Raw genomic sequence first — 26240 nt, 5'->3', positions numbered from 1 at the left:
CCATGTTAGATAACAACATAAAAAATCAATTAAAAAGCCATTTTGAATCGCTTACTCAACCTGTTGAGCTGCTTATTGCCTTGGATGACAGCAAAAAATCAGCAGAAGTAGAAAGCTTAGCGAACGATTTAGCTTCACTGAGCGATAAATTTACGGTAATGAACAATCCTGATACAAGCGCGCGTCGCCCGTCAATGGTTGTACATTCACCTATTAAAAACACTCATATTACGTTTGCAGGCGTACCTATGGGCCACGAATTCACAAGTTTAGTGCTAGCACTTTTACATACTGGCGGACACGCAAGTAAAGCTAAAAGCGAAGACATTAAGCAAATACAATCGCTTACTCAAGAACTTAACTTTGAAGTATATATAAGTTTAAGTTGCCAAACGTGCCCGCAAGTAGTCCAAGCACTTAATACTATGGCAGCGACAAACAGCAATATTAAAGCGACCATGATTGATGGCGCATTATTTCAAGACGAAGTAGAAGAGCGAAATATTTTAGCTGTACCGGCTGTATATTTAAATGGCGAACCATTTAGCCAAGGTGCACTAAGCCTTACTGACATACTCAATAAAGTAGATAGCAAAGGGGCACAGCGCCAAGCTGAATCGCTAAGTAAAAAAGATAAATTTGATGTACTTGTAATTGGTGGCGGGCCTGCGGGCGCATCGGCTGCGATTTACTCAGCACGAAAAGGGTTAAATACAGGTATTGTTGCCGACAGATTTGGTGGACAAGTTGCAGATACATTAGCAATAGAAAACTTTATTTCGATTAAGGCGACTGAAGGGCCAAAATTGGTTGCCCAGCTTGAAGAGCACGTTAAAGAATACGATGTAGATGTAATGCATAATCAGCGTGCAGCGGCACTTGGTTATAACAATGGCTACGAAATTACACTAGAAAATGGCGCAGTGCTTAAAGCTAAGTCGCTCGTACTTGCCACTGGTGCACGTTGGCGCGAAATGAACGTACCCGGCGAGCAAGAATATCGCGGTCACGGTGTGGCATATTGCCCACATTGTGATGGCCCTTTATTTAAAGGTAAACCTGTTGCCGTAATTGGCGGTGGTAATTCAGGTATAGAAGCAGCAATCGATTTAGCTAATATTGTGCAAAGTGTTACGGTACTTGAATTTGCAGACACACTACGTGCTGATGAAGTGCTTATTCGTAAAGCTAAAAGCATGGCTAATATTACTATTATCAAAAGTGCACAAACTACCGAAGTACTTGGTGATGGTAAAAAAGTAACTGGCTTAATGTACACAGATAGAGTGTCGGGAGAGAGCAAAGAGCTTGAACTTGCCGGTATATTTGTACAAATAGGCTTAATACCAAATACCGAATGGTTAAAAGACAGCGACCTTGAATTAAGCAAATTTGGTGAAATACTGATTGATGCTAAAGGCGCAACTTCATTACCAGGCATATACGGCGCGGGGGATGCAACCAATACTCCGTTTAAACAAATTATTATTGCAATGGGCAGTGGTGCAACAGCAAGCTTAGGCGCATTTGATTATTTAATTCGTCACTCTGAAGAAGCTGATCAAAGCGCTGCTTAATGTAATTAGTAAAAACTCTCTTGATATAACAGCAAGGCTACACCCATAGCTGTTTGTTAACCCAAGCCGCCCTTCTCCAAAGGCGGCTTTTTTATACTTAAAAATTAGCACATGATTTAATCGCACCCACCGCCAGAATCACCGCCACAATCTGTATAAGAATGTGATGAGTTACTGCTAGCGGAAGCTGTTGAGTCACTGCCAGTATAAGCGGATGATCCACGTGATGACTTAGCACTGATAAATGTAACTAACAGCAATACGCCTGATACGATAACTATTGTTATTGATGAGCTCCATTGCCCAGTGGAAGCGCCTTTAAATACAGCAACAATAAGCACTGTTAGTAATATAGTTCTAATTATATTTTTCATTTTATGTTCTTATTTTTTACCAGTGGCAGTGCAGTAAAAACTAGCTGATTTTTACGGTATGCTCAAGCGCATTAATAACTGCTCTTTCAAGTATGGGGAGTTTAAACGGTTTTGATATAAACATATCCATACCGGCTTGTTTACATGCAAGTTTGTCTTGTGATGAGGTGTTAGCTGTTATTGCTACTATGTAAGTTTTTTCATGCGAGCAGATGCTTTCTGATCTAAGTTGCTTAGTTGCTTCAAATCCATCGAGGATGGGCATTATGCAGTCCATAAAAATAAGGTCATAATGCTTTTGACGACATTTTAATACTGCATCTTGGCCATCTACTGCTGAGTCTGCTTTAATATTAAGCTTGCCCAAAGAGGCATGAAGTACCAACCGATTGATGTCGTTATCATCGACTACAAGCACTGATAATACACTGCCATTAATATCTAAAGTTGATTTAAGGCTTTCTTGTTTTTGTTCTGTCCCTTGCTCAATAGGAATATTGACCAAAAACGTAGTGCCTTTATTTGGTGTGCTTTTTACCTTTATTTTACCGCCCATATATTCAACAAGTTCTTTTACTATTGCAAGGCCAAGGCCTGTGCCACCTTTTGAATTTTTAGCATCAATTTCTTGAGAAAAAGGAGAAAACAGTGATTCTAAAAAGCCTTTACTCATTCCTCGGCCGGTATCAGACACTTCAATATTTAAAATTAGCTTATTTTTTATTTTAGAAAGGTTTGTGTTTAGTGTAACTGAACCATTCTCAGTAAATTTCAGCGCATTGCTTAGTAAGTTAGAGGTTATTTGGCTAAGGCGTGTGTTGTCGCTAAACGCCCAGCAGTTGTCATCAATTGTATTATTTACTTGTAGCGTTACATGCGTGTTTTTAAATAGAGGTGTATACAAAGAAGTTAAATCGGTAAAAATTGTTTTTAGTAAAAAGTCAGTAGGTTCAAGCTTTAGCTCACCATGATTAATTTTAGAAAAATCGAGAACTTCGTTAATTATACTGAGTAAAATATCGGCGCTTCTAAGTGCGATTTTAATTTTTTCGGCACGCACTTCTTCACTGTGTTCATCAACTAATGTGGTTAGCATACCTGTAATACCATTGAGTGGGGTTCTTAATTCGTGGCTGATTTTAGCAAATAGCATGCTTCTGTCTTCAAGTAGGCGCTCTGCTTGAGCTTGCTTTTGTTTAAGCTCTTCTCGTAGCATTACTGATTCGGTTACATCTTGGCAGGTGCCAAATAACCGCACGCATCGGCCTTCATCAAATTCGGCCTCACCAAAGGTAGCCACCCATAAGTGTTTATTTTTAGCGGTTACTACTTCTAGTTCTAAATTCCATTTTTTGCCTTTTTCTATGGCTAATTCTACCGCGCGAGTAATGCCTTCACGACTTGGGCCTTCTTTATAAAACTCGATTGCAGAATTCATTTGCGGTTGAAATTGTTCATCCACCTCATGTATGAGGTAGGTTTGCTCACTCCAGGTAATTTTATCGGAGATTAGATCAACTTCCCACGTGCCTATATTTGCAATGTGCTCTAACTTTAATAAAGTATTACTATTTTTTATGAGTTGTTCTTTAGCTTGGGTGCGAGCAAATTCCGATCCAAGCCATTGTGCAAATAATTCGATGTAGTCATAAGCATCATCGTTAAAAGCGAGGGAGTCTTTTGCGGATGAAAAGTTAACGGTGCCAAATATTTTATCACCAATTTTTATTGGCGCGCCAATATAAGACTCTAACTGAAAGTTTATATAACAGGGGTGGTTTGCAATTGCACTTTGAGATGCTTTATGAAAGGCAAGTGCAGAGCCAGCAGCGAGCGTATGTACGCAATAGGTGCCTTGTAATTCAAACACGGTACCGGGTAAAAGTGAGTTGTCAGGGGTTTTGGCATATAAAACGGTGTAGCTGTTTTCATCTACTTTACTAATAATACCTAGCTCAAGGTCAAATACTTCTAACCCAAACACTAAGAGCTTATTAATTTTATTTTCAAAATCAAGAGATTGATTAGAAACTATATCGTGAAAACATCGTAAAAAATTCAAAAGAAAACACCCCGTAAGCTTTTGTTCAATTTATATAATACATAGGCCAATTAGGGCATTGGTATTAGTTTAAAATCCAGTTTAGCAGTTTTAATTACTAATAACTAAAATTGATACGTATTAAATTTTATAACCTTATGTTTTTATGAACTAAGTTAGTGGTTTATTAATAGTAGTAGGGCCTGTTGACCTTTCAGGATTAAAAATTGTCCCTAGGCAGAACCCAAAGGGCAACGCATGTTTGGCATTTATGCTGCGTTATCGCCTATTTATGGGGAATAACCACACTAAATAGGCTCTGCCTTGCCTAAATACCAAACAGTCTGCTGTAAATTTAACCTCGAAAGATAAACAGGCCCTTGTATATAGCGCAACATGCCGCCGAGCATATAATACTCAGCGGTATACTTTTAATACGTTGAATTTGGGGTATATTGCGGGTTGATATCGCCGCCTACTTCCTCTGGGTCAACATCGTTAATAAGCAGTGTTTCACGTACCGCTTCAATGTGATCAAGTACGCTTTGGTAGCGCTCGCCATATTCATACTTTGTCACCTCAATCGCTTTAGGCATGTAAGTAAAAGCTATTTTTAGGGCGTGGAGTGCTTCTTCGTTTATTTTTTCGCTCATAATATTCTCTTATGTGTAGGCTATAGCTAACCTGAGTTCTGGATAATAAATCTATCTCAAGCAGCTATTTTTAGCGCTAACTGCGTTGAATTTCCTTGCAATAGACCAGCTATTGACGCGTAAATTCGCCTTGTTTTCACCAAAAATTTCTAGCTAGAGAGAAACAGACTTAAATATCGTTATTATTTATAGTGTTTTTAAATCTCTTAACCAGAATTCAGGTTAGTTAGTAAAATAACACCAAATACGATTCGGTAAAGACCAAAACTAACAAAAGTGAAATTTTCTAGAAAGCGTATGAATAGTTTAATAGTAAAATAAGCAACTATAAAAGACGTTAAAAAACCCACAGCAAGGGCAGTTAGGTCATCTAAGCTAAACAGTTGGTAATGTTTAAGTAAGTCGTACCCTGAGGCTGCTGCAAGTACAGGTAAACCAAGTAAAAATGAAAATTCAGCGCTGGTTTTTCGGTTTAAACCACACAACATGGCACCAACAATAGAGCTCCCAGCACGACTAGTCCCTGGAATTAACGCAAATACTTGTGCTACGCCAATCCAAAGTGCTTGTTTATAAGTAACTTGGGTTACATCGGTAGTTGTGCAGTGAGCCTCTTTATAACTGCGCTCTAATAGTAAAAAAATCACACCGCCTACAATAAACATAACACCTACTACAGGTACGCTAAACAGTGTTTTTATTACATCACTAAATATAAAACCAATAATACCCAAAGGAATAAATGCAATGGCAACTTTAATCCATAAATTAAAATGTTTAGGGCTAAACTTGTCTTTATAGTTAGCTAGTACCGCTAAAATGGCGGCAAGTTGAATAATGACTTCGAAGGCGAGATTAGCGTCTGTTGATTCAATGCCTAACCACTTTGACGCTACAATTAAGTGCCCGGTTGATGATATGGGTAAAAATTCTGTTATACCTTCAATAATACCTAAAATAATCGCGTTAATTATATCCACGGTTTACTGCTTCCTGAAAAATTAAAAAGCCCGAACTCGGCTTAACTGAAATGACGCATTACTGCGTACCTAAATTGCGAGGCGTAGCATAAAAGCTCTTAAAGCAAACCAACAGTATTTTTAGACTTAATGTGTTTAATAAATTGCATTAAGCAGTAAATGCACAATATAATAACAATCGTTATCATTTGCATGTGCTATTTTGTATATGTTTGGGCAAATTTATTGAGCGAATAATGAATAATAAAAAAACGTTTACAGCTACACGGCGAAGGCACTTAATTGCGTGTGTATTAGCGCTAGTTACAGCGGTAATAATGATTCCGGGTATGACAACCTATTTACCGTTTCAAATGAATGAACAAATATTACTGCCTATTTTACTCTTTCCTGTTATTTGGACTGCGTTGTTTATTTATGCGTATTTGGCGCAAAAAGTATGGCAACCTTTTGTAGTAATGATTGCATTGTGTGTATTACATGGTTTATTGAGTTTTTGGGCGTTAACGCAGGGGCAGGGATGAAGTCGATTACGTTAAAAAAGCTATTTTTATTACATAGCTGGGTAGGAATTATTACTGCGGTACTGCTATTTATTGTTGCATTTAGTGGGGCGTTAGCGGTGCTGTCGAGACCTGAGTTAAAAATATGGGCTAATCCAGAACTACAATCTAGCCAACACGTTGCCAGCGCGCAAATTAACCGACTAGTAAACGAATACCATAAAAAAGTACCTAGTGAATTTGGCGAAAACATTCATGTGTTTTTACCAAGTGGGCATAACTTTCATTTATTAACGTTGGTATTTGAATCCCACCATGGGGATGAAAATTACGACCAAGAGGTAGCCAGAGTATTTCAGTTTCATCCCGATACGTTAGCGCTGGAAAATACTTACTATGGGCCTAGTAAAGAGTTTTACGCTAATAAAAAAACGGATGCGCCAACTTATATAGGTGAGTTTCATGCAGATTTGCATTTAGGGCGACCAATTGGGTTAATACTCACTGGTTTTTTAGGTTTAACGCTTTTAGTAAGTGCAGTGACAGGCTTGTTTATTCATCGCAAATTGATAAAAGAGCTCTTTACGTTTAGGCGAGATAAAGGGTTAGATATTGCAGTAAGCGATGCTCATAAGGTTATAGGTATTTGGGGCAGCGTATTTAATATTGTGATTGGTTTTACAGGATCATTTTTAGGGCTCGCGACCATTATTTTACTACCAGCAGCTGCGTTTGTGAGCTTTGGTGGCGATCAAGATAAGTTAATAGAAACGTTTACTGCTATTCCTGAGCCTGTAGTTAGCCACATTAAACAACCTACAAAAATAGACACTATTTTAGACAATGCTCATAGCCGTTACCCTGAAGCAGTAATTAGGGATGTCACAATAATGGCGCATAACGATGCGAACGCGCAGGTATATTTGCGTTTGTTAGGTGGCGAGGCTGTTGCTTCTCAGTTACTGCATTATCAAGGCAATGGTGAGTTTGTGCAGTCGATGAGTAGTTTTGGTGATATTTCAGGTGTTTCAATACAAGTAATTGAGTTGATGTTTCCGCTGCACTTTGGGAACTTTGCAGGGGTGTTTGTAAAATTACTTTGGGTATTGCTTGGCTTAAGTACTGCGCTTTTACCTATTTCGGGCATGATGATGTGGCTAGCAAAGCGTACACGTGGCAGTAGCCCGTCGCTGAGTGTGCAGGCATATGCACGCTGGAATCGTTTTATTATTGGCAGTTGTGGCGGTTTGGTATTAGCAAGCTTTGTGCTATTTCCTGTGCAAGTTTTACTTAATTATAGCGTTGTTGGTGTGGCGCAAAATAGCTTTTTTGGACCCGTGTTCTTTTATACGTGGTTGGCATGGTTACTATTAAGTGTATTGCCCATAGGTTATAAAAACTATTTTAAGCTGACACTTTTACTATGCGGCGCTTCGCTTGCTTTGGTGCTGCCACTTAATATTTTACTTGGCGTTAGCAATATTATTAACCTTAATAGCTCGCTTGTCGCGGTAGTAGATATAAGCTTTATGGTGGTGGGTATCGTGTGTATGTTTGTTGCCTTAAAAATAAAAAACACACAAAAATTACAAATTGAGGTACAACCCGTATGAACGAGCTACTAATTATAATTGCCATGGTAAGTTTACTACTCATGATGCTCAACCTACGAAAAAACACACTTACATTAGCGACTAAAACATTTTTAAGTGCACTGCTATTTGGTTTAGCACTGATATGTTTTATGAGTGTTTACGGTATTTTAGGCGGTGCAATATGCACCGTTGTGGGAGCTATGTTAGCTGGTTTACTAACCGCAGTTATTGCGGGTAAAGCACCGCAATTATTAGGTTAAATAATGCAGTTATTTAGCTAAAAAGACCTTAGCAGTATCAACTCCCATGTTGTAACCACTATTAAGTATTTCAAACTTTTTAGTGGTACGCCCAACTTTAAAATTAGCCGGTGGTGCAATGATATTGATTTTGCAGTCATTAGGTGGATTCATAATAAAATCGATAGACTTATTATAAAAATCAGCCCTGTTTAAGGTCGTTTGAATTAATGTGGGATAGTTTTTATACATTTTTTTAGTGAGCCAAGGTGCCTTACTTGGTTTTTTACGATAGCCTAAACATTGAGACAAAATAACGGTGATTTCGCGTGCACCCATTTCGTAAGCTTTTATTACCGGAATTGAATCAGCAACACCGCCATCGGTCATCGCTATGTCATTAATAATAGGGTAGTCACGATATGCAATGGGTATAGCGCATGATGCTTTTAATTGATGCACCATATCGGCGCTGGTGGCCTTTAAATAGTGTGCTTTGCCTGATTCGATTGCCGTAGATACAATATAAAACTCGTGTGGAGTTTGCTCAAAGACCTCCGTATGAAGGCGTATTTCGCGAATAGTTTCTTGCCATAACCAATCTAAATCAAATAAATGACCACCTTTAATAAAGCGCGCTAAATTAATAAATTCAGGACGGCATGAGTAGTCAGTAATCACTTTATAATTTCGCATTGGTTGTTTGCATAAAAATGCGGCTATATTAGTTGCCCCGGCTGAAACACCAAAATAGCGTTCAAACGGCTGATATTGCTGTTTTAAAAACTCATCAAGCACACCTGCGGCAAATATACCGCGCATTGCACCGCCTTCAACGACGAGTGTGTTTTTATTATTGTTGTTCATGGCCAATCCTTTTTATGAAATTTGATGTTATCAACTCAGTCTAAAAAATGCGATAGAGATTACTGAAGATGATAAAAAATTAAAGCCGGGTACACATCGCGAAATTCACTGTTTTCTGGTAAGGTTTAGTATTACAAGGCTTTGTTAATAATAAAGAATAATTACTTATGTTTGATCCTAGCGTAACCATTTTTGAAAGCACACAGAGTCAGCTTGCAGAAAGTCCTCTTTGGCATCCTATGCTGAACACTTTTTTTGGGTCGATATAAATAAAAAATTACTTTTAAGCAAAAATATACACAGCAAAAGCCAACTAAAAACCGTGAATATGCCCGATACGCTCAGTGCAATCGCGTGGATTGATGAGCAGCACTTATTGCTAGGTACAAGTACTGGTATATACAAATACCATATTAATTCAAGCACTCGCCATCTTATCCTTAGTATTGAAAATACACAGCTAAATCGACGTTCAAACGACGGCCGTGCTGATCCATGGGGTGGCTTTTGGTTAAGTACAATGGATGTAAATGCTAAAAAAGGGGATGGTAAAATATACCGTTATTATAAAAACCAGCTTAAAGCCGTTGTAAGTGGTTTGAGTATCCCAAATGGATTGTGTTTTGATAAGTCCCGTTTACGCGGTTATTACTGCGACTCTTTAACAAGTTGCATTTATGTATTAGATTTGGATGAGAAAACTGGTCAGCCTTGCGCTGAGCCACGTGTTTTTTATCAATTTAATAATACTGATGTTGACCCCGATGGCTGCGTAACCGATAAATTAGGCAATTTGTGGCTAGCTGTTTGGGGAATGGGATGTGTTATGTGTTTATCCCCAGACGGTGAGCTAATTAAAACAATAGAGCTTTGTGCATTAAAACCGACGTGCACCGCCTTCGGTGGTGAAAATGCTGAGTTACTACTTGTGACATCGGCATTTGATGAAGCGATTAATAATACTGTTAGTGAACAAGGCGCTGTATTTCAGATCTCCGGTATAAAAAAAGGGCAGTTTGAGCCGCCCGTTTTACTGTGACTTGTAATTTACAGTGATGATTAGCTTTTAGGCGTAACCCACATAACACCCACTTCTTTTTTGGTTACTAAAACCTCAATACCGGCGATAATTGGTTGCTCACTTTTTGAGTTTCCAGCTGATACCAGAGTATTGATGTGTAGTTAAACCTTGCTCTGTTACATCGCTAGTAAGTACAAAAGTAAGTTCAGCAAAATCACTATTCACTTGCTTCTTATCTACGCGATTTTGCATTTGTTTTAATGGTTTCCAAAGTGCAACGGCCAAGCCTGCTGTTACCACTGTGTTACTCCAAAGTGCAGTGGTTAATGAGTCAGGTAAAATACCAAAACTCATTAATAATCCTGTGAGGAATAACGATAATCCAAAAAACAATAAAATAAATGTAGAAAGGCCAAGTACTGCTACTTCCATTATTAAAGCAACAATACCAATTACCATAAGTGTTTGCGGTAAATTTTGCGTAATAAAATCCATACAAACCTCTTTATTTAGTTATTAACCCAGATGCTTTTTATTTAAGCTATTAATAATTGCCATACCTTGGGCAACCATTGAGCTTGCATCTGTCGCGTTATCTGGCAGTAATACAATTGATGACTCACGAGCAATCGCTTCTTTAGCTGCAATTGCTTTAGTTGCCAGATCTAGCTGTATTGCTTTTTGACCTTGCTCTGTATCTGCGGCTTCACCTACTTTGATAAGCGCATTTGCCTGTGCTTCTGCAACCGTCGTAATAGCTGTTGCTTCACCTTCAGCACGTAAAATTTGCTCGGCTTTGTCGGCTTCAGCAGCAAGTACTTGTGCTTGTTTTTTACCTTCAGCAACGTTGATATTTGCTTGGCGATCACCTTCTGACTCTAAAATTTGAGCTCGTTTAACACGCTCAGCTTTCATTTGTGCTTCCATAGCTTCCATAATAGAGTTAGGCGGCACAATATCTTTAATCTCATAGCGAAGTACTTGGATACCCCAAGGCTCAGATGCTTGGTTTATAGCTGCAACAATGTTGGTGTTAAGTAGATCACGCTCTTCAAATGTTTTATCAAGCTCCATTTTACCTAATTCTGAACGCATAGTTGTTTGCGAAAGTTGTACAACTGCAAAGGTATAGTCGTCAACGCCATACGTAGCTTTGTACGGGTCTAATACTCTAAAGTACAGTACGCCATCAACTATGAGTGAGATGTTATCTTTAGTAATAGCTGATTGCGATGGTACGTCTTGAGCTTGTTCTTTTAAGCTACGATCAGCCGAGATTCTATCAATAAATGGAATAATAAAGTTAAGGCCAGCTTCTTTAGTTGATTGGTATTTACCAAAACGTTCGATTAACCAGGCGCGGTTTTGTGGTACAAATTTAACGCTACTTTTTAAAAGCACGATAACAAAAACAAGTAAAAAAGCCTCAACAGTAAAAACTATATTGAGAATTTGTGTGACTGGATCCATTTAAACATTCCTTATAATAATTAAACGCTGAGTAGTTGTATTGTTTATAATTTCAGCGTGTATAGATTATCACTACAGAGAACTTTAAACCACTAAAACTCACTGCAGTGCGCCACCTTAGTCGGTTTTTAAAAACTAGCTATTTTATTTCTACCTGTTTCTTTTGCGTTATAAAGAGCTATGTCGGCGTTAGTTATAACCTCTTTGGGTTTTGTTTTGTGATTGGGTATGAAACTATAAAACCCAATGCTTAAAGTGAGGTATTTACTGACAGTTGAAAAGTTATGTTCAATTGCGAGTTCTGCGATTTTTTCCTGAATAAGAACAGCAAACCTTTGACAGTGTTCTGTGTCGACTGCAGGTAAAACTATCGCAAATTCTTCACCCCCGAAACGAGCTGTTAGATCACCTTCCCGTTTACAAATATTGTGTAGCGCTTTGGCCACTCGCTTTAGCACTTCATCGCCAAGCTGATGCCCATAGTTATCGTTATAACGCTTAAAAAAATCAATATCACACATAATTAAACTAATGGGTTCCTTATTACGTGCACAGCGCTTAATTTCGCATTTTAAAGTCTGATCAAAACAGCGTCTATTAGCAATGTTTGTAAGGCCATCAGTATTGACTTGCTTATTGAGTTTTTGGTTGGCGTTAATGAGTTGCTGCTGAGTTTGTTGAAGCTCTTGCTTATAATTTAAATTTTTGAAAGCATTAGCAAGCATTAGCAAGCATTAGCAAGCATTAGCAAGCATTTCACCTACTAACCTTAGGCGAATAAGGTCTAAATCAGTCCAGTTTCGCTTTTGAACAACGCAATCACAGCCTATAAAGCCAACGAGCTCTTTGTCATAACGTAGACCAATGCAAAGTACTGATTTTATTTTTTGTCGCTGGAAAATTGTTTTTTCGCTCATTGCTTGAATGGGTAACGACGTTACATCGTTAACTCTAAATAAGTGAGTACGTGCCATCAAACTAAAAAAATATGGGAGATCGCTTTTCGGAAGGTTTTGTAAGTCCTCTTTAAATGCTTGTATATCATTATTGACCCATTCGTGGGTGTTATTTATGGTTTTACCATCCTCGGCAAACTTAAAAAGATAACTTCTATCTGCGTGGCAAACGGTACCAATAGCTTTTAATGCGTAGTTGATATGCTTAGCAACGTCGTCGTTTTGAATATCAATTAAGTCAGTTGATATGTTCGAAATAATATTATCAAAATCATATTGTTCATCTACATTATTATTCAATACATCGATTATAATAATGGAGCTTGAGTTAGGTAATTTTGCAAATTTTACACTGAGTAGCAATTTAGATACCTGTTTTGATAAAACAAACTGGCATTGGTTATTTGCAGTGAAATAATCAAAGAATAGCTCCTCGACTAATAGTTCTTTTTTACTGTGATGATTGGTCAAAGTGATGTGTGAAAAATCAATTTTATTAAAATGTGATTTATTTCTTAAGCCAAACAAGCCCTGTGCTTGGCTGTTAACTTTAAATATATTTTCATTGGCATCATAAAGTAATACACAAAACGGCAGTAACTCCAAGTTTCGCCATATTTCATTTGATAGGTTATTACTCACTCAACTCTCCATGTGTTTAAGCCACAATTAAATTGTTATCTATTGTATTTTTATTGTTTTTACTTGGGCGTGTTAATCTTCCTTAGATCGAGCTCAAAGGGCAGCTCATGCTTGGTATTTATGCTGCGTTATCGCCTATTTATGGGGAATAGCTACACTACATAGACTCTGCCTTGCCTCAAAACCAAAAATACTACTGCAAATTCAACCACCGAAGTTCAACAAGCCCTACTAATTATTAGCACATTTTTTTTGATTTACTAAGTTTTTAGTGCGTTTGATGGCGGTACGTATTATAATTGATACTGTATATCATTACCCATTTCTACTCTAAGCCATCTTTGGCTTATTTGCACTTTAAGTATAGGTTATTCAAGCATTTCATGACAGAAATCACTACACACCAAGCTTCTCGTCGTCGGTTACTCATTGCGCTAGCAATTACGTGTTCGTTTATGGTAATTCAGGTTATAGGTGCTTATTATTCTAATTCGCTTGCTGTTCTTGCTGATGCGGGGCATTTGTTTGTTCACAATAGCTCGTTATTCATCGCACTGATAGCATCAAGTCTCGCTATTCATTTTGCCAAAACCTATAACGATGGCCATCAACGAGCCGAGCTTTTTGGTGGCCTAGTGAACGGGTTTTTATACCTAGCAATCAGTTTAATTATTTTGTATGAAGGTGGTGAGCGCTATATACACCAACATGAAGGAAATGAGCTGGCTATTAATAGTTATTTAATGTCGGTTATTGCTGCTATTGGTTTTTTGTTTCATGGTGCTGCTGCATGGGTTTTATATAAAGGCCGCAAAGCGAGTATTAATGTTTACGCGGTATTTTTACATTCATTCTTTGATTTGATTTCTACCGTATCGACATTTTTTGCCGGTATTCTTATATATTTTACGGGCTGGGTTGTTATCGATATTTTATCGAGCATGTTAATCGCCTCTTTCGTGTTGTTTACCGGTGTTAAGGTCATTATTAGTTGTATAAAAGGTTTACGCTTAAATAAGGCCAAACTTCCTAAAGTTGCAGATATTGAAAGTGAGATTACAGATATGGAGCATGTTCACAATGTCCATAACGTCACTGTAACGCGCAAATATAAGGGTGTAGTAGTCGGGGCGCACGTTGTCCTTAAACAACATTGTACGATTGAAAAACATGATGAAGCGTGTCGTATGAAGGTAGAGCAATTGTTAGCCGAAAAATTTAATGTACGTAATAGTGTATTACAAATTGAAAGCCATGAATGCCATCATATCCATTAATAGCATCTAATTAATATAAAAGCGTGTAATAATGATTAGCACGCTTTTAATGTTTCAAATCAAATCAAATCAAATCAAATCAAATCAAATCAAATCAAATCAAATCAAATCAATGATATTGCTAAAACAATCGCTTTTACGTAAGTCTTTAGCATTCATTGGTTTTGCAAAGTAATAACCCTGTAATACATGGCAGCCAACCTCGGCTAAAAAGAGCATCTGTTCGCGCGTTTCTACTCCTTCTGCAATGCAGTATAGATCTAAGTTTTCTGCCAATGAAAAAATAGTTTTAATAATTGATTCATCTCCCTTATCTATACCAATACTATTTACAAAGCTTTGATCTATCTTAATAACATTAATAGGAAATTGGCTCAAGTAGGTGAGTGACGAGTAACCAGTACCAAAATCATCAAGTAGTAATTTAAACCCAGCAGCTTTTAAGTTTTGTAGCTGCTTGGCTGCTTTGAGTTTATCTTCTAGTAAAATACTCTCTGTTATTTCGAGCCTTAATTGTCTTGGATGAACTTGAGAGTCAGCTAATATAGACATCAGCCGCTGTGTTATGTTTGTTTTTAAAATGTGTTTAGGCGATAAGTTTAAAGATATATAAAACAACGGGTTTTCGCTGAGTATAGGTGCAAGTTTAATTAGTGAACGGTGCAAGGCTTGCTCAGTAAGAAGTTCTATTAAACCGGTTTCTTCTGCTACCGGTATAAAAAGTGCTGGCGATACCAACTGTCCTTGATTTTTCCAGCGCATGAGTAACTCCACGCCATTTATTGTTTTTTCTTCTATGTCGATAATGGGCTGATAGTGATTAAAAAATCGGTTGTCTTTTACTGCATCTTTTAAATCATTTTCAAGCAGTAACTTTTGTTTTATTAGCTCATTCATTTCATCGCTAAAAAACTTAAAGTCGTTTCTCCCGCCTTGCTTAGCGTGCATCATTGCAACATCGGCATTACGGATGAGTATATCTGTGGTTATAGCATCGAATGGGTACAGAGCTACGCCAATACTTGCTGAAATATTAATAGAAAAGTCTTCAATAATTACTTTATTAGCTAATTCATTACTAATTTTTCTTACGGTATCGCGAAGAGATTGGAGTGATTTTATATTTTGAATCAGCACTAAAAATTCATCACCACTTTGGCGGCCAAGTATAGCGTCTTCGCTAAGCATGCCGCTTACTCTTTGGGTAATATTACATAACAACTTGTCACCTACTGCGTGACCAAAAGAGTCATTAACAGGTTTGAACTTATCTAAATCAATAAATAATAATGCGCATTGGGTATTGTTTTTATCGGCATATTTAATCGCCTTTTCAATGTTTTGATACATTAAACTACGATTAGGTAGATGTGTTAGAGGGTCAAAATTAGCCAAATAGCGCAGTTCGTTTTCAGCACGTTTTTGTTCAGTTAAATCTGTAATAACAATCACATAGTAACTTGCAGTGTCTTTTGTTACAGCTGTGGCACTTATATGTATTGGATGTTCGTTACTTTTTGCTGTTCTTATATAAACATCACTTTGCCAGTTTTCAGTTGGTTTTAATTTTTTTAAAATACTAGCAAACTCTCTGCACTTATCTTTACCAATTGCTTTAATAAACAATTTAGGGCTAATTTTGGTGGCCGTTTGCTCGTTTGAAAATGTTTCAATAAAACTATTGTTCGCAGAAAATGGCATTAAACGCTTATCGAGTATAAGTAACCAATCGTTTATTTGGCTAAACGCTTCACCTAAAATTTTTGCTTGTTGCTCATTAGCTCGTTGCTCGGTGATATTGGTATATATGCCAGAAACATATAGAGGCTCATTTGTTTGAGGATTGTATATAACTTGTCCTGTATCTTGATACCAGAGCCAATGGCCATTTTTATGCTGTAAACGGTAAGTTGCTTGCCAGTTTTGTTGTTTTTTGTACTTGAAGTAGTTTTCCCATTGGTTTTCAAAACGACGTCGATCGTCTGGGTGTATAAGCGCTAAAAATTGATCTATATGCACGCGTTCAGGTAAGTCTGTATAGCCTAATTCATTTCCTCTGAGCGTATTTACGGAAGCGTCTTTAAAGTTATAATCCCATACGCCGCTTTTATTATTTTTAAGCGCGAGTTCTGTTTGCTTTTGCGAATGAATAGTCGCTCTATGGGCTTGTTTAATTGCTACTCGGCGGCTGCGATACTGCCAAAAAATAAAAAATAAAAAATAAAAAATAAAAAATAACACCCCAAGAATTAAAATAATGTAGGCGGCTATAGCAATGGGCGATCTCCAAGGAGCATACGCCACGTTGATATTAAGTGTTGTAGGCTCGCTTGTAATAATACCATCACGATTATGTGCTGATATTTTTAGTGAGTAATTACCAGGTTGAAGCTTTGTGAAAAACACTTGATTAGATTGTAAATCTTCATATGTAAGAGACGTAGGCCCTGAAAGGATTACTTTATAATATGCTTTATCAATATTAGGGTAAGAAAAGTTAGAAAAACTAACTGTAAGGCCCATGTCTTCATAACTGAGATCAAGTGGTTGGCTAAGGTATTTATGAGGGTAATAATTGAGCTCTTTGGTAAAAAGGTTTATATCGGTAATCGCTACATTATTTTTTTTAAATAATTCTTTTTCATCAAAGTCTAAAGGGTTAAACAGTAGAGCTCCGGCATTGCTACCAAAAATTAACCGGTCATCATTTAATGTTGTTGCTATAGGTATAGGAGTAAATTGGTTTATATTCAACCCGTCTTTTACTGAATAACTCACCACATTGAGTGTATCTAGGCTTATTTGATATAAACCATTGTCGGTACTTGCCCATAAAAAGCCGTTTTTATCAGGAAGTAACGAATAGATAGAGTCAGTATTAAATGAATTTTTTAATCCTATGTAGTGTTTTCTCTCATAAGTAACTGGGTCAACACCAAGCAAGCCTTCGTGGGTGGTTGCCAACCATAAAATATTTCGTTTTGAGTCTAAGTAAAAGTTTTCTACAGTGTAAAAAATATCTTCTTTAGGATTAAAAGACTGAAATATAGTCGTTAAAGTTTTCGTTTTTTCGTTGTACCTAAGGAAGCTTTTTGATGTGCCAAGTACAAACTCTTCAGGATGTGTGTCGAGGGGTTTATAAAAAGCATAAGAAAATAAAGGGTCAACTTGCTCTTTGAGCCCCTTAATAATTCTTGTTTTTCCTGTTGTTTCATTAAAAACATAAAAATTATCATCCGACATAAATGCATATGTGTCTGCAGATAACTGGGCAAAGCCAAATAAGTTGGATTGGTTAATTACATCTTTTTCTGTGTCTTTATTTTCAATAATTTTACCCGTTTGTTTATCAAACAGTTTAAAACCATCGAAAGTAACAAGCCAAAGGAATTGATTATCACCAATTGAAGACGCAAAAATATCATAAACGGCAGATGCCCCGTATATTGCTTTTGAGTCGGTTGAGCTTAGATATACATCACTTTTATTTGTTGCTTTGTCGTACCGTGCAATTCCATCTTCTGTTCCTAACCAAATAATATTATTTTTGTCTTGAATAGGTTGCATGAATAGTATTGTTGCCAGGTAACGTAATGTGTTTAAACCGTCGGGTTTTAATTGGCCAGGTAAACACGCCTTGGGTTCTAGATGCGAGCCAAAGTACGCCGGACTTATCAACCATTAGATCGTTTATTGAGTTTTCATTAATATTAAACTTACTTTTTTCATAATTTAATACGAATTCTAGTTCTTTGGTTTCGCGGTTATGACTGAACAATCCACTTTCGGTTGCTACAAACTCCCCGTAAACAGTATTGGCATAATTCCATATATTATAATCAGGGATTAAAGTTGTAATATTTGCTGCAGATATATTTTTGTTATTATCGAATGCTAATTGATACATGCCTTCAACAGTACCAACAAGTAATCCTAATTCATTATCAACACTTAAGAATTTGACGTTTACATTATCTATCGTATTTTTTTCAGGGGGATGAAGAGGTATTTTTACAAGTTCTGAATTATCTATATTTGCAGTGTATAAACCATCATTTGTACCAATATATAAAGTGTTTTTATATATTGTTAATGACCGAATGTAGTCACCTTTATTTGGCAGGATTAGCTTAAATGTGAAGCGTTTACTCGTCTCATCAAGTGTATATATTTGGGCATCTATGGCGAAGTAAAAAGTACCTTGTTGCTGAGTCATTGCAGAGATCGGAGAGAACATTTTTTGTTCTTTATCTATTTGACCAGAATAGATTTTTTCGGTTTTTAAAGTGAGGGGATCTATTATATAAGCACCAGAAAGGTCTGTTGAGACAATGATTTTTCCGTCTTCGGCTTTAAATAATGCATAAATATAGTGTTTATCTAGGCCAAAGCCGCCACTAAAAGTTTTTACATTATATCCATCAAAACGGTTTAAACCCTGTTGGGTTGCTATCCAAATATAACCAATATCATCCTCTTGAGTCTGCAAAACGTAACTTTGTGATAGGCCTTCGTCAGTAGAAATTCGTTGTAATTGTTGAGCATAGTTTTGTGATGCAAAAGTGCTTTGAATGCATAGCAAAAAAACAATAGTGATATGAAAAAAAAGTTTGCTCAAACGCACTTATAAACACTCTCAGTGGAGGATAGGATGATACTTAGCTAGATAGTAAATATAGCATAAGTTTTTATTTTTTAATTACAAATAATATACGTAAAGTTAAAAGCTCTATTTTCAAATAGTGAGCTAATCTATATAGATAACAGTTAATGTTCATAAGGAGAGTATAGTGGTTTTATCTAATATTGATGCAAAAAATAGCGTATTATTAATAATAGACTTACAAGAGTTGCTTGCTCCTGCAATTAAAGACTTTCCGAATATTTTAAAAAGTACATTGCAGTTAGCGCAGGCGGGTATTATTCACGGTGTCCCAGTCTTAATAACCGAGCAATATGTCAAAGGGTTGGGCGAGACTAATCAGCAAATTAAAAATACGTTACCTAATGCTACGTATCTTCATAAAACGTACTTTAGTGCGTGTGCAGAGCCTAGCTTTGTTGATAAGTTAAAAAGCTATGGTAAAAAGCAAGTTGTTGTTGTTGGCACTGAAGCACATGTGTGTGTTTTACAAACATGCTTAGATTTAATTAAAAATGGTTTTGAAATTATTGTTGCACACGATGGAATTGGTTCTAGAAATCCAGAACATAAAAACCTGGCAGTTGAGCAATTACGCCAAGCAGGTGCGGTAATTTCATGCGCTGAAATAGTTATTTTTCAATGGACAAAAAAAGCAGCAACGCCTACGTTTAAAAAAATACTGCCTATAATTAAGTAGACGGAATGTAATGTAAATTGAATATGTTTATGGTTGTGCAGATAGTTTATTACTGTGCTCAGTGAACTGAAACTTGTTTATGTACGTATATTGCAGACTGCTTTTATAAACAATAATGCAAACAACAATTTTAAGGTTCTTATGTCTAGTATTGGCCGGTTATTTACGATTATTTTCAGTCTTTTGTTTGTCGAGTCTATCGCTATTGGTTTGTACTTCGACACGTTAGCGCAGGCTTTTATGATAGGTTTGCCATTGTGTTTGTTACCTATATGGCTTTTAAACACACAGGGGGATAGTCCTGTAACGCCGCATGTGGTGGCTGCGGCCATAATGATGTTTTCATTTTTGCACATACAACAAACTTTTGGGTTGATTGAAGTACATTTTGAAATATTTATTTTAATGCCCATGTTAATTGTTTTTGTACAGTGGCGAGTGTTTATTACCGCGATTATTTTTGTAGCTGTTCACCATTTATCTTTTTATTATCTACAAACTCAAAATACGGGTTTCTACGTATTTGACCCCGATAGGCTTGCTTTTACTACAGTACTTATACATGCAGGATATGCAATAGTTGAAGTGTTAGTTGCAGGTTATATAGCTAAAACATTACAACGCGAACGTCGTGCGGGTTTATCTTTAAGTTATGCGACAGAGCAAATAATGAAAGATCCTGAGAATATTAAACTTTCCCTACGTGCTAATGATACTAAAAGCGATGCTGTGGTTGGATTTAATACATTGCTAGACTATATATCTGATGTTATTAAGCAGGTACAAACTCAATCAGAATCATTGCAAAAAAACTCACAAGAGCTTATTGATGTACACGATCAGTTAGCGAGTGGTGCGGTTCAACGCACACAACAAACCGATGATATTGCTAATTCTGGCGCTCAAGTTGCCAATGGCTTTAAACTTGTAGAAGAAGAAAGTGAGGTGCTTAAGCGCCAAGTTGACCATATTACACAATCTGCAGGTGATGCATTAAAAGAAGTACTTCAAACAGACGCTAAAAGTAGAGAGTTGTTAACACTGCTTAACCATACCGAAGAAAAGATAAATCACTTAGTGGCAGCGGGCGATGTTATTTCAGGGCTTCTTAATGAAATATCAGGTATTGCCGAGCAAACAAACCTACTTGCTTTAAATGCCGCTATTGAAGCTGCCCGCGCAGGCGAACACGGTCGAGGTTTTGCAGTTGTCGCATCTGAAGTGAGATCGTTGGCGAACCACAGTAAAGCAACCACCGACAAAATAGGCGTAACACTCAAAGATCTTGTTAATAATAGTAAAACGTCAACGCAATCAATGAGTCAGTGTGTAAATTTCGTAGTTGATTTAACAAGTATTAGCGCTGCAATGAAAGAAAATATTTCGGCAATGAGCGAGCAAATAGCCGCTGTGTCTTCAAGCTCTGACTCAGTTGCACAAGTGGTAGCTGAGCAAGCAGGTAATACTGAGTTAATAGCAAGTAGTACTGATAATATGCGACAAAATCAATACCAAGATACGCAAATAGTGCAGCAGTTAACCGCTAAAGTGCAGCTAATTGATGTAAGTATAGATGTACTAGAGCAAAGCATTGCCAAGTTTAAATAAATCTAACACTTTCGTATTTTCGCTTATAACTATATGGCTTGTTTGTGTTGTTGCAGGGTTAGTTTATTTTCAGTTAGAGCAACTTAAACCGTTTGATAGCTCAAAAGTTTTATTGCAAAAGCACTGGTTTAATAACTTTAAAAAGCAATTGGACTGGGTTGACACTAATGAAGCGTCGTTAGTGCTTATAACTGAAAAAAATTGCGGGTGCACCATACAAGCCAAGCCGCATATTTCATCGTTAAGCTCCTTTGCTGCCAATAAAGCTATGAAGGTTGTACAAGTTGAATTAACACCAAAGCTTAAACTTGTTATTCCGGCAACGCCTGCCGCCGTTATTATTAATAAAAACGGTGATTTTGTTTATGCAGGGCCGCTCTCCGAAGGGTTAGCGTGTGCCCAGGGAAGTGGCTTTGTTGAAACTGCGGTCACTAATTTAGCTGCAGGTTTTAACTCAAACCTCTTAATTACACAAACCAAGGGATGTTATTGTGTAAATAATGCGTAAATAACGTGCAGAAAAAATTAAAGCTCGCACTTAAATTAATAGGTTCGAGCTTTAACATTGATTAAATTGTAACTAAGCCATAAATACCTAATGACACAAACACACAAGCAGCAATAGCACGTACGGTGTTTAGAGATATTCTTTTTAGTAATGCATTACCAGCATATATAACAGGCACGTTAGCAATTAGCATACCTAACGTGGTTCCTACCGTTACCCAAAACACAGACTGATATTGTGCGCCTAGCAACACTGTCGCTATTTGTGTTTTATCACCAATTTCTGCAATAAAAAATAATACAAAAGCAACTAAAAAAGCCCCGTAGCTATCGTATTTACTACTTACATCTTCGTCTTTGTCTGGAACTAATAGCCAAAGGCCAACAACAATAAAGCTGATGTTTACAAGCCAAGGTAAATATTCAGAAGAAAAACTATTACTTAACCACTGCCCAAACCACGCTGATAGGCCATGATTGAGTAAAGTTGCGGCTAAAATACCAAGAATAAGTGCGCTTTTATTACGAAAACGGGCAGCTAACAGGAGTGATAAAAGCTGGGTTTTATCGCCAATTTCGGCAAGTGTAACAGTGACGGTTGAGGTTAAAAAAACTTCCATTATTGATTCTTACAGGCGGGAATGCTAAACCAAGGCAAACAACTATCTCCCGCCATGAGGATAGTGTCTACCTAGGTCTCGCCGATAACGCTTGCTACAACATTACAAACTTACCATGCACATGAGGTGCAATTATGTTGATAAGTTTACTCATTACTGAGCGGGCTACTCCCCTAAGAGGCGGCCATTATTCCATAACTTTATTCTTAGGTAAATATAGTTAAGAGAACAAATAACATCTTTTAATAAATAATTTATATTTATTAGTGAGGAAGCTATTGATAACAATTGTCGTTTAGATTAGTATGCACCTATTGAATGTAATTAACACGGTTTGTATTGATGTATATTTGTCTTTGTCACGGTGTGACTGATAAAAAAATTGAGCAAACAATTGACGATGGTGCAACGACCATGCGTGAATTAACCAAAGAGCTTAAAGTAGGCAGCCAATGCGGTAAGTGTTGTGGTTGTACTAAAAAGATCCTTAATCGCAGACTTATTCAAATTGCGGATGTAACGGATCAAGTTGCTTAATTACATATAAAATTTAGATATAAAAAAAGCAGCTTTTTAGCTGCTTTTTTTATGCTTGTTACTATTTACAGTTGAGACTGTAAGTAGTTTTTGATACCCGTATTTTTAATAAGTAATTGTTGGGTTTCTAACCAATCAATTTGCTCTTCTTGTTCATTTAAAATGTGATCAAGAGCTTCACGGGTAATATAATCTTTTTTACTTTCAGCCAGTTTAACTGCGCTACGTAACTCATCAATAGTATCGAGTTCAAAACTCATGTTAGCAGCAATCATTTCTTCGCTGTTTTCACCAATACGTAATCGGCCTAAGTCTTGAAGATTTGGTAAGCCTTCTAAAAACAAAATACGTTCGATTAAACGATCGGCGTTTTTCATTTTTTGAATTGATACTTTGTAATCTGCTTTGTCTAGTTGAGTGAAACCAAAATCTTTAAACATGCGTGCATGTAAAAAGTATTGGTTAATACCAACAAGCTCATTAGCGAGTACTTTATTAAGCGCTGCAATAACGTCTTTATCGCCTTTCATAATATGCTCCTACTAAGCCATTTGTGCTTGATGATAATTTTCAGAACCAATCTTATCAATTAAGCCAAGTTGTTGCTCTAACCAGTAAACATGGTCTTCTTCGGTATCAAATAACAGTTTTTCTAAAATGCTACGAGATTGATAATCTTGTTGTTCTTCACATATTGCGATGACGTCTTTAACACACGCAACTACTTCAAGCTCTAGTGTTAAATCGTTTTGCATCATGCTTTTTACATCGTTACCGATAAGTAAATCACGGCGCTTAGTCATATTTGGTACACCTTCTAAAAACAAGATGCGCTTAATAAGCCAGTCTGCGTGATCTTTTTCTTCTTCCATTTCGTGGTTAAGGCGCTCGTATAGCTTATTTAAACCCCAGTCGTCATACATGCGCGAGTGTATAAAATACTGATCGATTGCTGCTAACTCGTTAGCTAACAATGTATTAAACGCATCGATTACTTTTTGATTACCTTTCATGATAAATCGCCTTAACTATTTCAATTGCATGCAGTGTAGTACAAATAGCCAATATTGCAAGTTTTCTCTATAAAAATCATTGCGTTACTATTGGTTTTGATTCTTATTTAAGTTTGCGTTACTGCTTGGTTTATGGACAGTTTTTTATTTGTATTAGTATCTGAGAATGATTACTAGAGGTATTTATAAATAATAAGTAGAGATACTGCTTTTCATATTATCTTTTTAAATAAATAGGCATGCTGATGCCTATTTATTGAGTCTATCACTAATTAAAACTGGTATTTAGCACCTAGGGTAGCCGTTGTTCCTAATCCTTTAATGTTATATCCACCGTAGGTGTAAGCCTGTGCGCGGGCAGGGTAGTAATCACTATTGAATAGGTTTTCTATTCCAAAATACCCACTCCACTTGGCGTTAACATTGTATTGGCCACTTAAGTTAAATGTGTTGTAGCTACTAACAGGGCCCTGATCGCCAGAGTATTGGCCTTGCGCATTTTTATCAAAACGCTTTCTGTCGCCTACATATAAAAAGCTCATTGCAAGAGATAGCTCGTCATTTGTTTGCCACGTTACATTCGCTGTTGCTTTAGGTGGGCTAATTTGGCTTGCCCCTAAATAGTCATTGGCCTCGGTATTTTTACCTTCAACATAGCTGTACGTTGCGCTTAATTTAAGATCTTGGGTAATAGTGTAATTAACTAACCCTTCGTAACCCCATATTTCTTGTGGCGCACGCACAGGTTCGTAAACTCCTGTTACTTCATTATACTCATTACTTGTACCAAGCTCTGAGGTACTTCTGTAAAGAGCAAATTCAAAACGTACGTTTTCAAACTGTGAGGTAAAACCAACTTCGTAATTGTCGATTATTGAGGCTTGTGTTTGAATAAGTGCAATGTCGTCAACGGTTGCAGCGCGAAGTAAGCGACCAATATCAGAAATATCAGAGCCCTGTGAGTAGCTAAAAAACGGGCTAAAGGCATCTGTTAAGTTATATTTAATACCGGCGTTATAAGTTGTTGCATCGTAATTAATGGTGTCGCCACGCACATTTAATGGTACTGAACATTGCGATGCGGTTTTGCAAAGTTTTAGCGTTTGGTAGTCACTTACGCTCAAATCAATGCTTTCTTTTCTTACACCCGCTTTTACAATAATGTCGTCGTTTATTACCCATTTGGTTTGTAAAAAGCCAGCCACACTTTCCATGTCCATTTCTGGCACCCACACACGGCCATCTACTAAAGGTTGCGATGTTTTATCGTTTAAGGCATCAATACCGTAGATTAGGGTGGCTGTTACGTTTTCAAAATCAAACTGACTATTAAATGTAGCTCTGGCACCTTGCTTGTCTGATTTAATAACCGATTGACCACCGCTATAACCTTCATCAAGGTTGGCTAAAGCGGTTGAGAAAAAGAATACGTTTTCTATATTTTGTTTATACAGATCGAGGGTCATTTGTGTGTTTTCAAACAGCGCGTAATCAACATATTTTAGGGTTATATTTTCGTTGCCTTCTGGGCCTTGCGGCTTACCTTGTTTTTGAAGCTCTAAGGGGACGTGTATAGCGTATGTTTTCTCCCCTATATTGCCATCGCCAGTAACATCGCCTAAATCAGTTTTTTGCTGTGAGCTGAAATAGTTATAGCTAAACTGCAGTTGCTTTTCGTCGTCAAAATCATAAGTTAGTTTGGTAAAATAGTTTTGAGTTTCAGAGTCTGATAAACCATATTGCAAGCCTAAAATATCGCCCTCTGCATCGCGTTGTACGCCGTTTTCTTCATAGCTTGCCGTTAGCAGGTAGCTTAGTTGGTCGAGCTTACCGTTTACTGCGGCTGATACTCTACCGCCGCCACTTTCTGCTAATTTAACAGCGCTAAAGCGGCTTGAAATACTTATTTCACCTTCCGGTTTACCATCACTGCGAGCCTGTTTTGTTATGTAGTTAATAATGCCACCTGAGGCACCATTACCATAAATAGACGTTGCGCCTTTTATGACTTCAATGCGCGCTATGGCACTTGCATCAAGCGTTTTTACGCCTAAAGAACCATTACGAAGAGGTGTTGATTGCGGTACACCATCAATCATTATTAATGGCGCACGGCCGCGTAGTGTTTGTCCTGAATTACTTGAACTGCCAGTATCTGGGGCAAGGCCAGGAACCATTTGCGCGAGTAAACTTCCCAGTTCTGAGCTTACTTTTAAATGCTGTTGTATTTGTTGCTGATTAATAACGGTAATCGAGGCAGGTACTTCGTCAATGTTCTCTGATATGCGGCTGCCAGATACAATGACATGCTCTAACTGATCAGAAGTGTATTCATTTTTATTATTTTCATTTGCTAACGTGTTAGTACTTATTGCAATAGCAATAAGGCAAAGCGAAGTTTTTAACATGGGGTGTCTT

19 protein-coding genes and 4 pseudogenes are annotated in these 26240 nt (G+C 37.2%); 10 read left to right on the top strand and 13 right to left on the bottom strand.

The window, feature by feature from the left end; all coding sequences use genetic code 11:
• Positions 1-2 precede the first annotated feature (2 nt).
• Positions 3-1577 carry an alkyl hydroperoxide reductase subunit F gene (ahpF, locus tag RB214_RS17310; protein ID WP_154902948.1) on the top strand — a complete coding sequence of 525 codons (1575 nt, stop codon included), beginning with the start codon at positions 3-5 and terminating at the stop codon, positions 1575-1577.
• 116 nt (positions 1578-1693) lie between these two features.
• Here the strand turns inward: ahpF and RB214_RS17305 are convergent, their stop codons facing one another.
• The 4 genes from RB214_RS17305 to RB214_RS17290 all read right to left on the bottom strand — a co-directional run bounded on the left by RB214_RS17305 (position 1694) and on the right by RB214_RS17290 (position 5625).
• The gene (locus RB214_RS17305) at positions 1694-1951 is read right to left on the bottom strand and encodes a hypothetical protein (protein WP_309169276.1); all 258 of its coding nucleotides are present in this window, start codon (positions 1949-1951) and stop codon (positions 1694-1696) included.
• A 40-nt stretch (positions 1952-1991) separates the two neighbouring features.
• Positions 1992-4013 (bottom strand): ATP-binding protein, encoded by a 2022-nt coding sequence (locus RB214_RS17300; RefSeq protein WP_309169275.1) that lies wholly within the window; start codon positions 4011-4013, stop codon positions 1992-1994.
• Positions 4014-4423: 410 nt separating this feature from the next.
• Complete coding sequence (locus tag RB214_RS17295) at positions 4424-4645, bottom strand: hypothetical protein (protein WP_007581825.1); 222 nt, start codon at positions 4643-4645, stop codon at positions 4424-4426.
• A 206-nt stretch (positions 4646-4851) separates the two neighbouring features.
• The gene (locus RB214_RS17290; protein WP_309169274.1) at positions 4852-5625 is read right to left on the bottom strand and encodes an undecaprenyl-diphosphate phosphatase; all 774 of its coding nucleotides are present in this window, start codon (positions 5623-5625) and stop codon (positions 4852-4854) included.
• A 236-nt stretch (positions 5626-5861) separates the two neighbouring features.
• On the opposite strand from RB214_RS17290, the gene RB214_RS17285 reads away from it, so the two are divergent.
• The 3 genes from RB214_RS17285 to RB214_RS17275 are packed head-to-tail and all read left to right on the top strand — an operon-like array spanning position 5862 to position 7983.
• Positions 5862-6149 carry a hypothetical protein gene (locus RB214_RS17285; RefSeq protein ID WP_024600574.1) on the top strand — a complete coding sequence of 96 codons (288 nt, stop codon included), beginning with the start codon at positions 5862-5864 and terminating at the stop codon, positions 6147-6149.
• Entirely contained in the window at positions 6146-7741 is a 1596-nt protein-coding gene (locus tag RB214_RS17280; protein WP_309169273.1) for a PepSY-associated TM helix domain-containing protein, read from the top strand. The genes RB214_RS17285 and RB214_RS17280 overlap by 4 nt, the downstream gene beginning before the upstream one ends.
• Positions 7738-7983 carry a hypothetical protein gene (locus RB214_RS17275; RefSeq protein ID WP_309169272.1) on the top strand — a complete coding sequence of 82 codons (246 nt, stop codon included), beginning with the start codon at positions 7738-7740 and terminating at the stop codon, positions 7981-7983. Before RB214_RS17280 ends, RB214_RS17275 begins: the two co-directional genes overlap by 4 nt.
• Positions 7984-7992: 9 nt before the next feature.
• On the opposite strand, the gene RB214_RS17270 is transcribed toward RB214_RS17275, so the two are convergent.
• Positions 7993-8829 carry a patatin family protein gene (locus RB214_RS17270; protein ID WP_309169271.1) on the bottom strand — a complete coding sequence of 279 codons (837 nt, stop codon included), beginning with the start codon at positions 8827-8829 and terminating at the stop codon, positions 7993-7995.
• 167 nt (positions 8830-8996) lie between these two features.
• On the opposite strand from RB214_RS17270, the pseudogene RB214_RS17265 reads away from it, so the two are divergent.
• Positions 8997-9868, top strand: a pseudogene (locus RB214_RS17265) (SMP-30/gluconolactonase/LRE family protein).
• 20 nt (positions 9869-9888) lie between these two features.
• Here RB214_RS17265 and RB214_RS17260 read toward each other — a convergent pair.
• The 3 genes and pseudogenes from RB214_RS17260 to RB214_RS17250 form a co-directional block, all read right to left on the bottom strand.
• A pseudogene (locus tag RB214_RS17260) lies at positions 9889-10345 on the bottom strand (NfeD family protein).
• Positions 10346-10366: 21 nt separating this feature from the next.
• On the bottom strand, positions 10367-11320 hold the full coding sequence (locus tag RB214_RS17255; RefSeq protein WP_024597361.1) for a slipin family protein: 954 nt from the start codon (positions 11318-11320) through the stop codon (positions 10367-10369).
• A gap of 128 nt (positions 11321-11448) precedes the next feature.
• Positions 11449-12918: pseudogene (locus RB214_RS17250) on the bottom strand (diguanylate cyclase domain-containing protein).
• A gap of 383 nt (positions 12919-13301) precedes the next feature.
• Here RB214_RS17250 and RB214_RS17245 point away from each other — a divergent pair.
• Positions 13302-14195, top strand: coding sequence for a cation diffusion facilitator family transporter (locus RB214_RS17245; RefSeq protein WP_309169270.1), 894 nt, complete (start codon positions 13302-13304; stop codon positions 14193-14195).
• Between the two features lie 99 nt (positions 14196-14294).
• Here the strand turns inward: RB214_RS17245 and RB214_RS17240 are convergent.
• Positions 14295-18819, bottom strand: a pseudogene (locus RB214_RS17240) (EAL domain-containing protein).
• Positions 18820-18985: 166 nt separating this feature from the next.
• Between RB214_RS17240 and RB214_RS17235 the strand changes: the two are divergent.
• The 3 genes from RB214_RS17235 (at position 18986) to RB214_RS17225 (ending at position 21653) form a co-directional block, all read left to right on the top strand.
• Positions 18986-19537 (top strand): hydrolase, encoded by a 552-nt coding sequence (locus RB214_RS17235; RefSeq protein ID WP_309169269.1) that lies wholly within the window; start codon positions 18986-18988, stop codon positions 19535-19537.
• 141 nt (positions 19538-19678) lie between these two features.
• On the top strand, positions 19679-21145 hold the full coding sequence (locus tag RB214_RS17230) for a methyl-accepting chemotaxis protein (protein WP_309169268.1): 1467 nt from the start codon (positions 19679-19681) through the stop codon (positions 21143-21145).
• The gene (locus RB214_RS17225) at positions 21129-21653 is read left to right on the top strand and encodes a DUF6436 domain-containing protein (RefSeq protein ID WP_165742564.1); all 525 of its coding nucleotides are present in this window, start codon (positions 21129-21131) and stop codon (positions 21651-21653) included. Before RB214_RS17230 ends, RB214_RS17225 begins: the two co-directional genes overlap by 17 nt.
• 61 nt (positions 21654-21714) lie before the next feature.
• On the opposite strand, the gene RB214_RS17220 is transcribed toward RB214_RS17225, so the two are convergent.
• Entirely contained in the window at positions 21715-22272 is a 558-nt protein-coding gene (locus RB214_RS17220; protein WP_024605680.1) for a TMEM165/GDT1 family protein, read from the bottom strand.
• A 342-nt stretch (positions 22273-22614) separates the two neighbouring features.
• Here RB214_RS17220 and RB214_RS17215 point away from each other — a divergent pair, with 342 nt between their 5' ends.
• Positions 22615-22809 (top strand): (2Fe-2S)-binding protein, encoded by a 195-nt coding sequence (locus RB214_RS17215; protein ID WP_002960627.1) that lies wholly within the window; start codon positions 22615-22617, stop codon positions 22807-22809.
• A 65-nt stretch (positions 22810-22874) separates the two neighbouring features.
• Here RB214_RS17215 and bfr (RB214_RS17210) read toward each other — a convergent pair whose 3' ends face one another.
• From bfr (RB214_RS17210) to RB214_RS17200, 3 genes are all read right to left on the bottom strand, one after another.
• Complete coding sequence (gene bfr, locus RB214_RS17210) at positions 22875-23339, bottom strand: bacterioferritin (RefSeq protein ID WP_002958984.1); 465 nt, start codon at positions 23337-23339, stop codon at positions 22875-22877.
• A gap of 12 nt (positions 23340-23351) precedes the next feature.
• Positions 23352-23822, bottom strand: coding sequence for a bacterioferritin (gene bfr / locus RB214_RS17205; protein WP_002958985.1), 471 nt, complete (start codon positions 23820-23822; stop codon positions 23352-23354).
• Between the two features lie 272 nt (positions 23823-24094).
• Positions 24095-26230, bottom strand: coding sequence for a TonB-dependent receptor (locus RB214_RS17200; RefSeq protein WP_309169267.1), 2136 nt, complete (start codon positions 26228-26230; stop codon positions 24095-24097).
• Positions 26231-26240 lie beyond the last annotated feature (10 nt).

The organism is Pseudoalteromonas sp. HL-AS1 (assembly GCF_031198785.1).
Taxonomy (GTDB): domain Bacteria; phylum Pseudomonadota; class Gammaproteobacteria; order Enterobacterales; family Alteromonadaceae; genus Pseudoalteromonas; species Pseudoalteromonas distincta.
This window is presented reverse-complemented; position numbering and strand designations above follow the sequence as displayed.

Bases quoted from the DNA above. Each gene is read 5' to 3' on its own strand.
- ahpF (WP_154902948.1), top strand. From the start codon at position 3: ATGTTAGATAACAACATAAAAAATCAATTAAAAAGCCATTTTGAATCG.
- RB214_RS17270 (WP_309169271.1), bottom strand. From the start codon at position 8,829: ATGAACAACAATAATAAAAACACACTCGTCGTTGAAGGCGGTGCAATG.
- RB214_RS17275 (WP_309169272.1), top strand. From the start codon at position 7,738: ATGAACGAGCTACTAATTATAATTGCCATGGTAAGTTTACTACTCATG.
- RB214_RS17295 (WP_007581825.1), bottom strand. From the start codon at position 4,645: ATGAGCGAAAAAATAAACGAAGAAGCACTCCACGCCCTAAAAATAGCT.
- RB214_RS17285 (WP_024600574.1), top strand. From the start codon at position 5,862: ATGAATAATAAAAAAACGTTTACAGCTACACGGCGAAGGCACTTAATT.
- RB214_RS17200 (WP_309169267.1), bottom strand. From the start codon at position 26,230: ATGTTAAAAACTTCGCTTTGCCTTATTGCTATTGCAATAAGTACTAAC.
- RB214_RS17255 (WP_024597361.1), bottom strand. From the start codon at position 11,320: ATGGATCCAGTCACACAAATTCTCAATATAGTTTTTACTGTTGAGGCT.
- RB214_RS17305 (WP_309169276.1), bottom strand. From the start codon at position 1,951: ATGAAAAATATAATTAGAACTATATTACTAACAGTGCTTATTGTTGCT.
- RB214_RS17215 (WP_002960627.1), top strand. From the start codon at position 22,615: ATGTATATTTGTCTTTGTCACGGTGTGACTGATAAAAAAATTGAGCAA.
- RB214_RS17280 (WP_309169273.1), top strand. From the start codon at position 6,146: ATGAAGTCGATTACGTTAAAAAAGCTATTTTTATTACATAGCTGGGTA.
- bfr (WP_002958984.1), bottom strand. From the start codon at position 23,339: ATGAAAGGCGATAAAGACGTTATTGCAGCGCTTAATAAAGTACTCGCT.
- bfr (WP_002958985.1), bottom strand. From the start codon at position 23,822: ATGAAAGGTAATCAAAAAGTAATCGATGCGTTTAATACATTGTTAGCT.
- RB214_RS17230 (WP_309169268.1), top strand. From the start codon at position 19,679: ATGTCTAGTATTGGCCGGTTATTTACGATTATTTTCAGTCTTTTGTTT.
- RB214_RS17245 (WP_309169270.1), top strand. From the start codon at position 13,302: ATGACAGAAATCACTACACACCAAGCTTCTCGTCGTCGGTTACTCATT.
- RB214_RS17220 (WP_024605680.1), bottom strand. From the start codon at position 22,272: ATGGAAGTTTTTTTAACCTCAACCGTCACTGTTACACTTGCCGAAATT.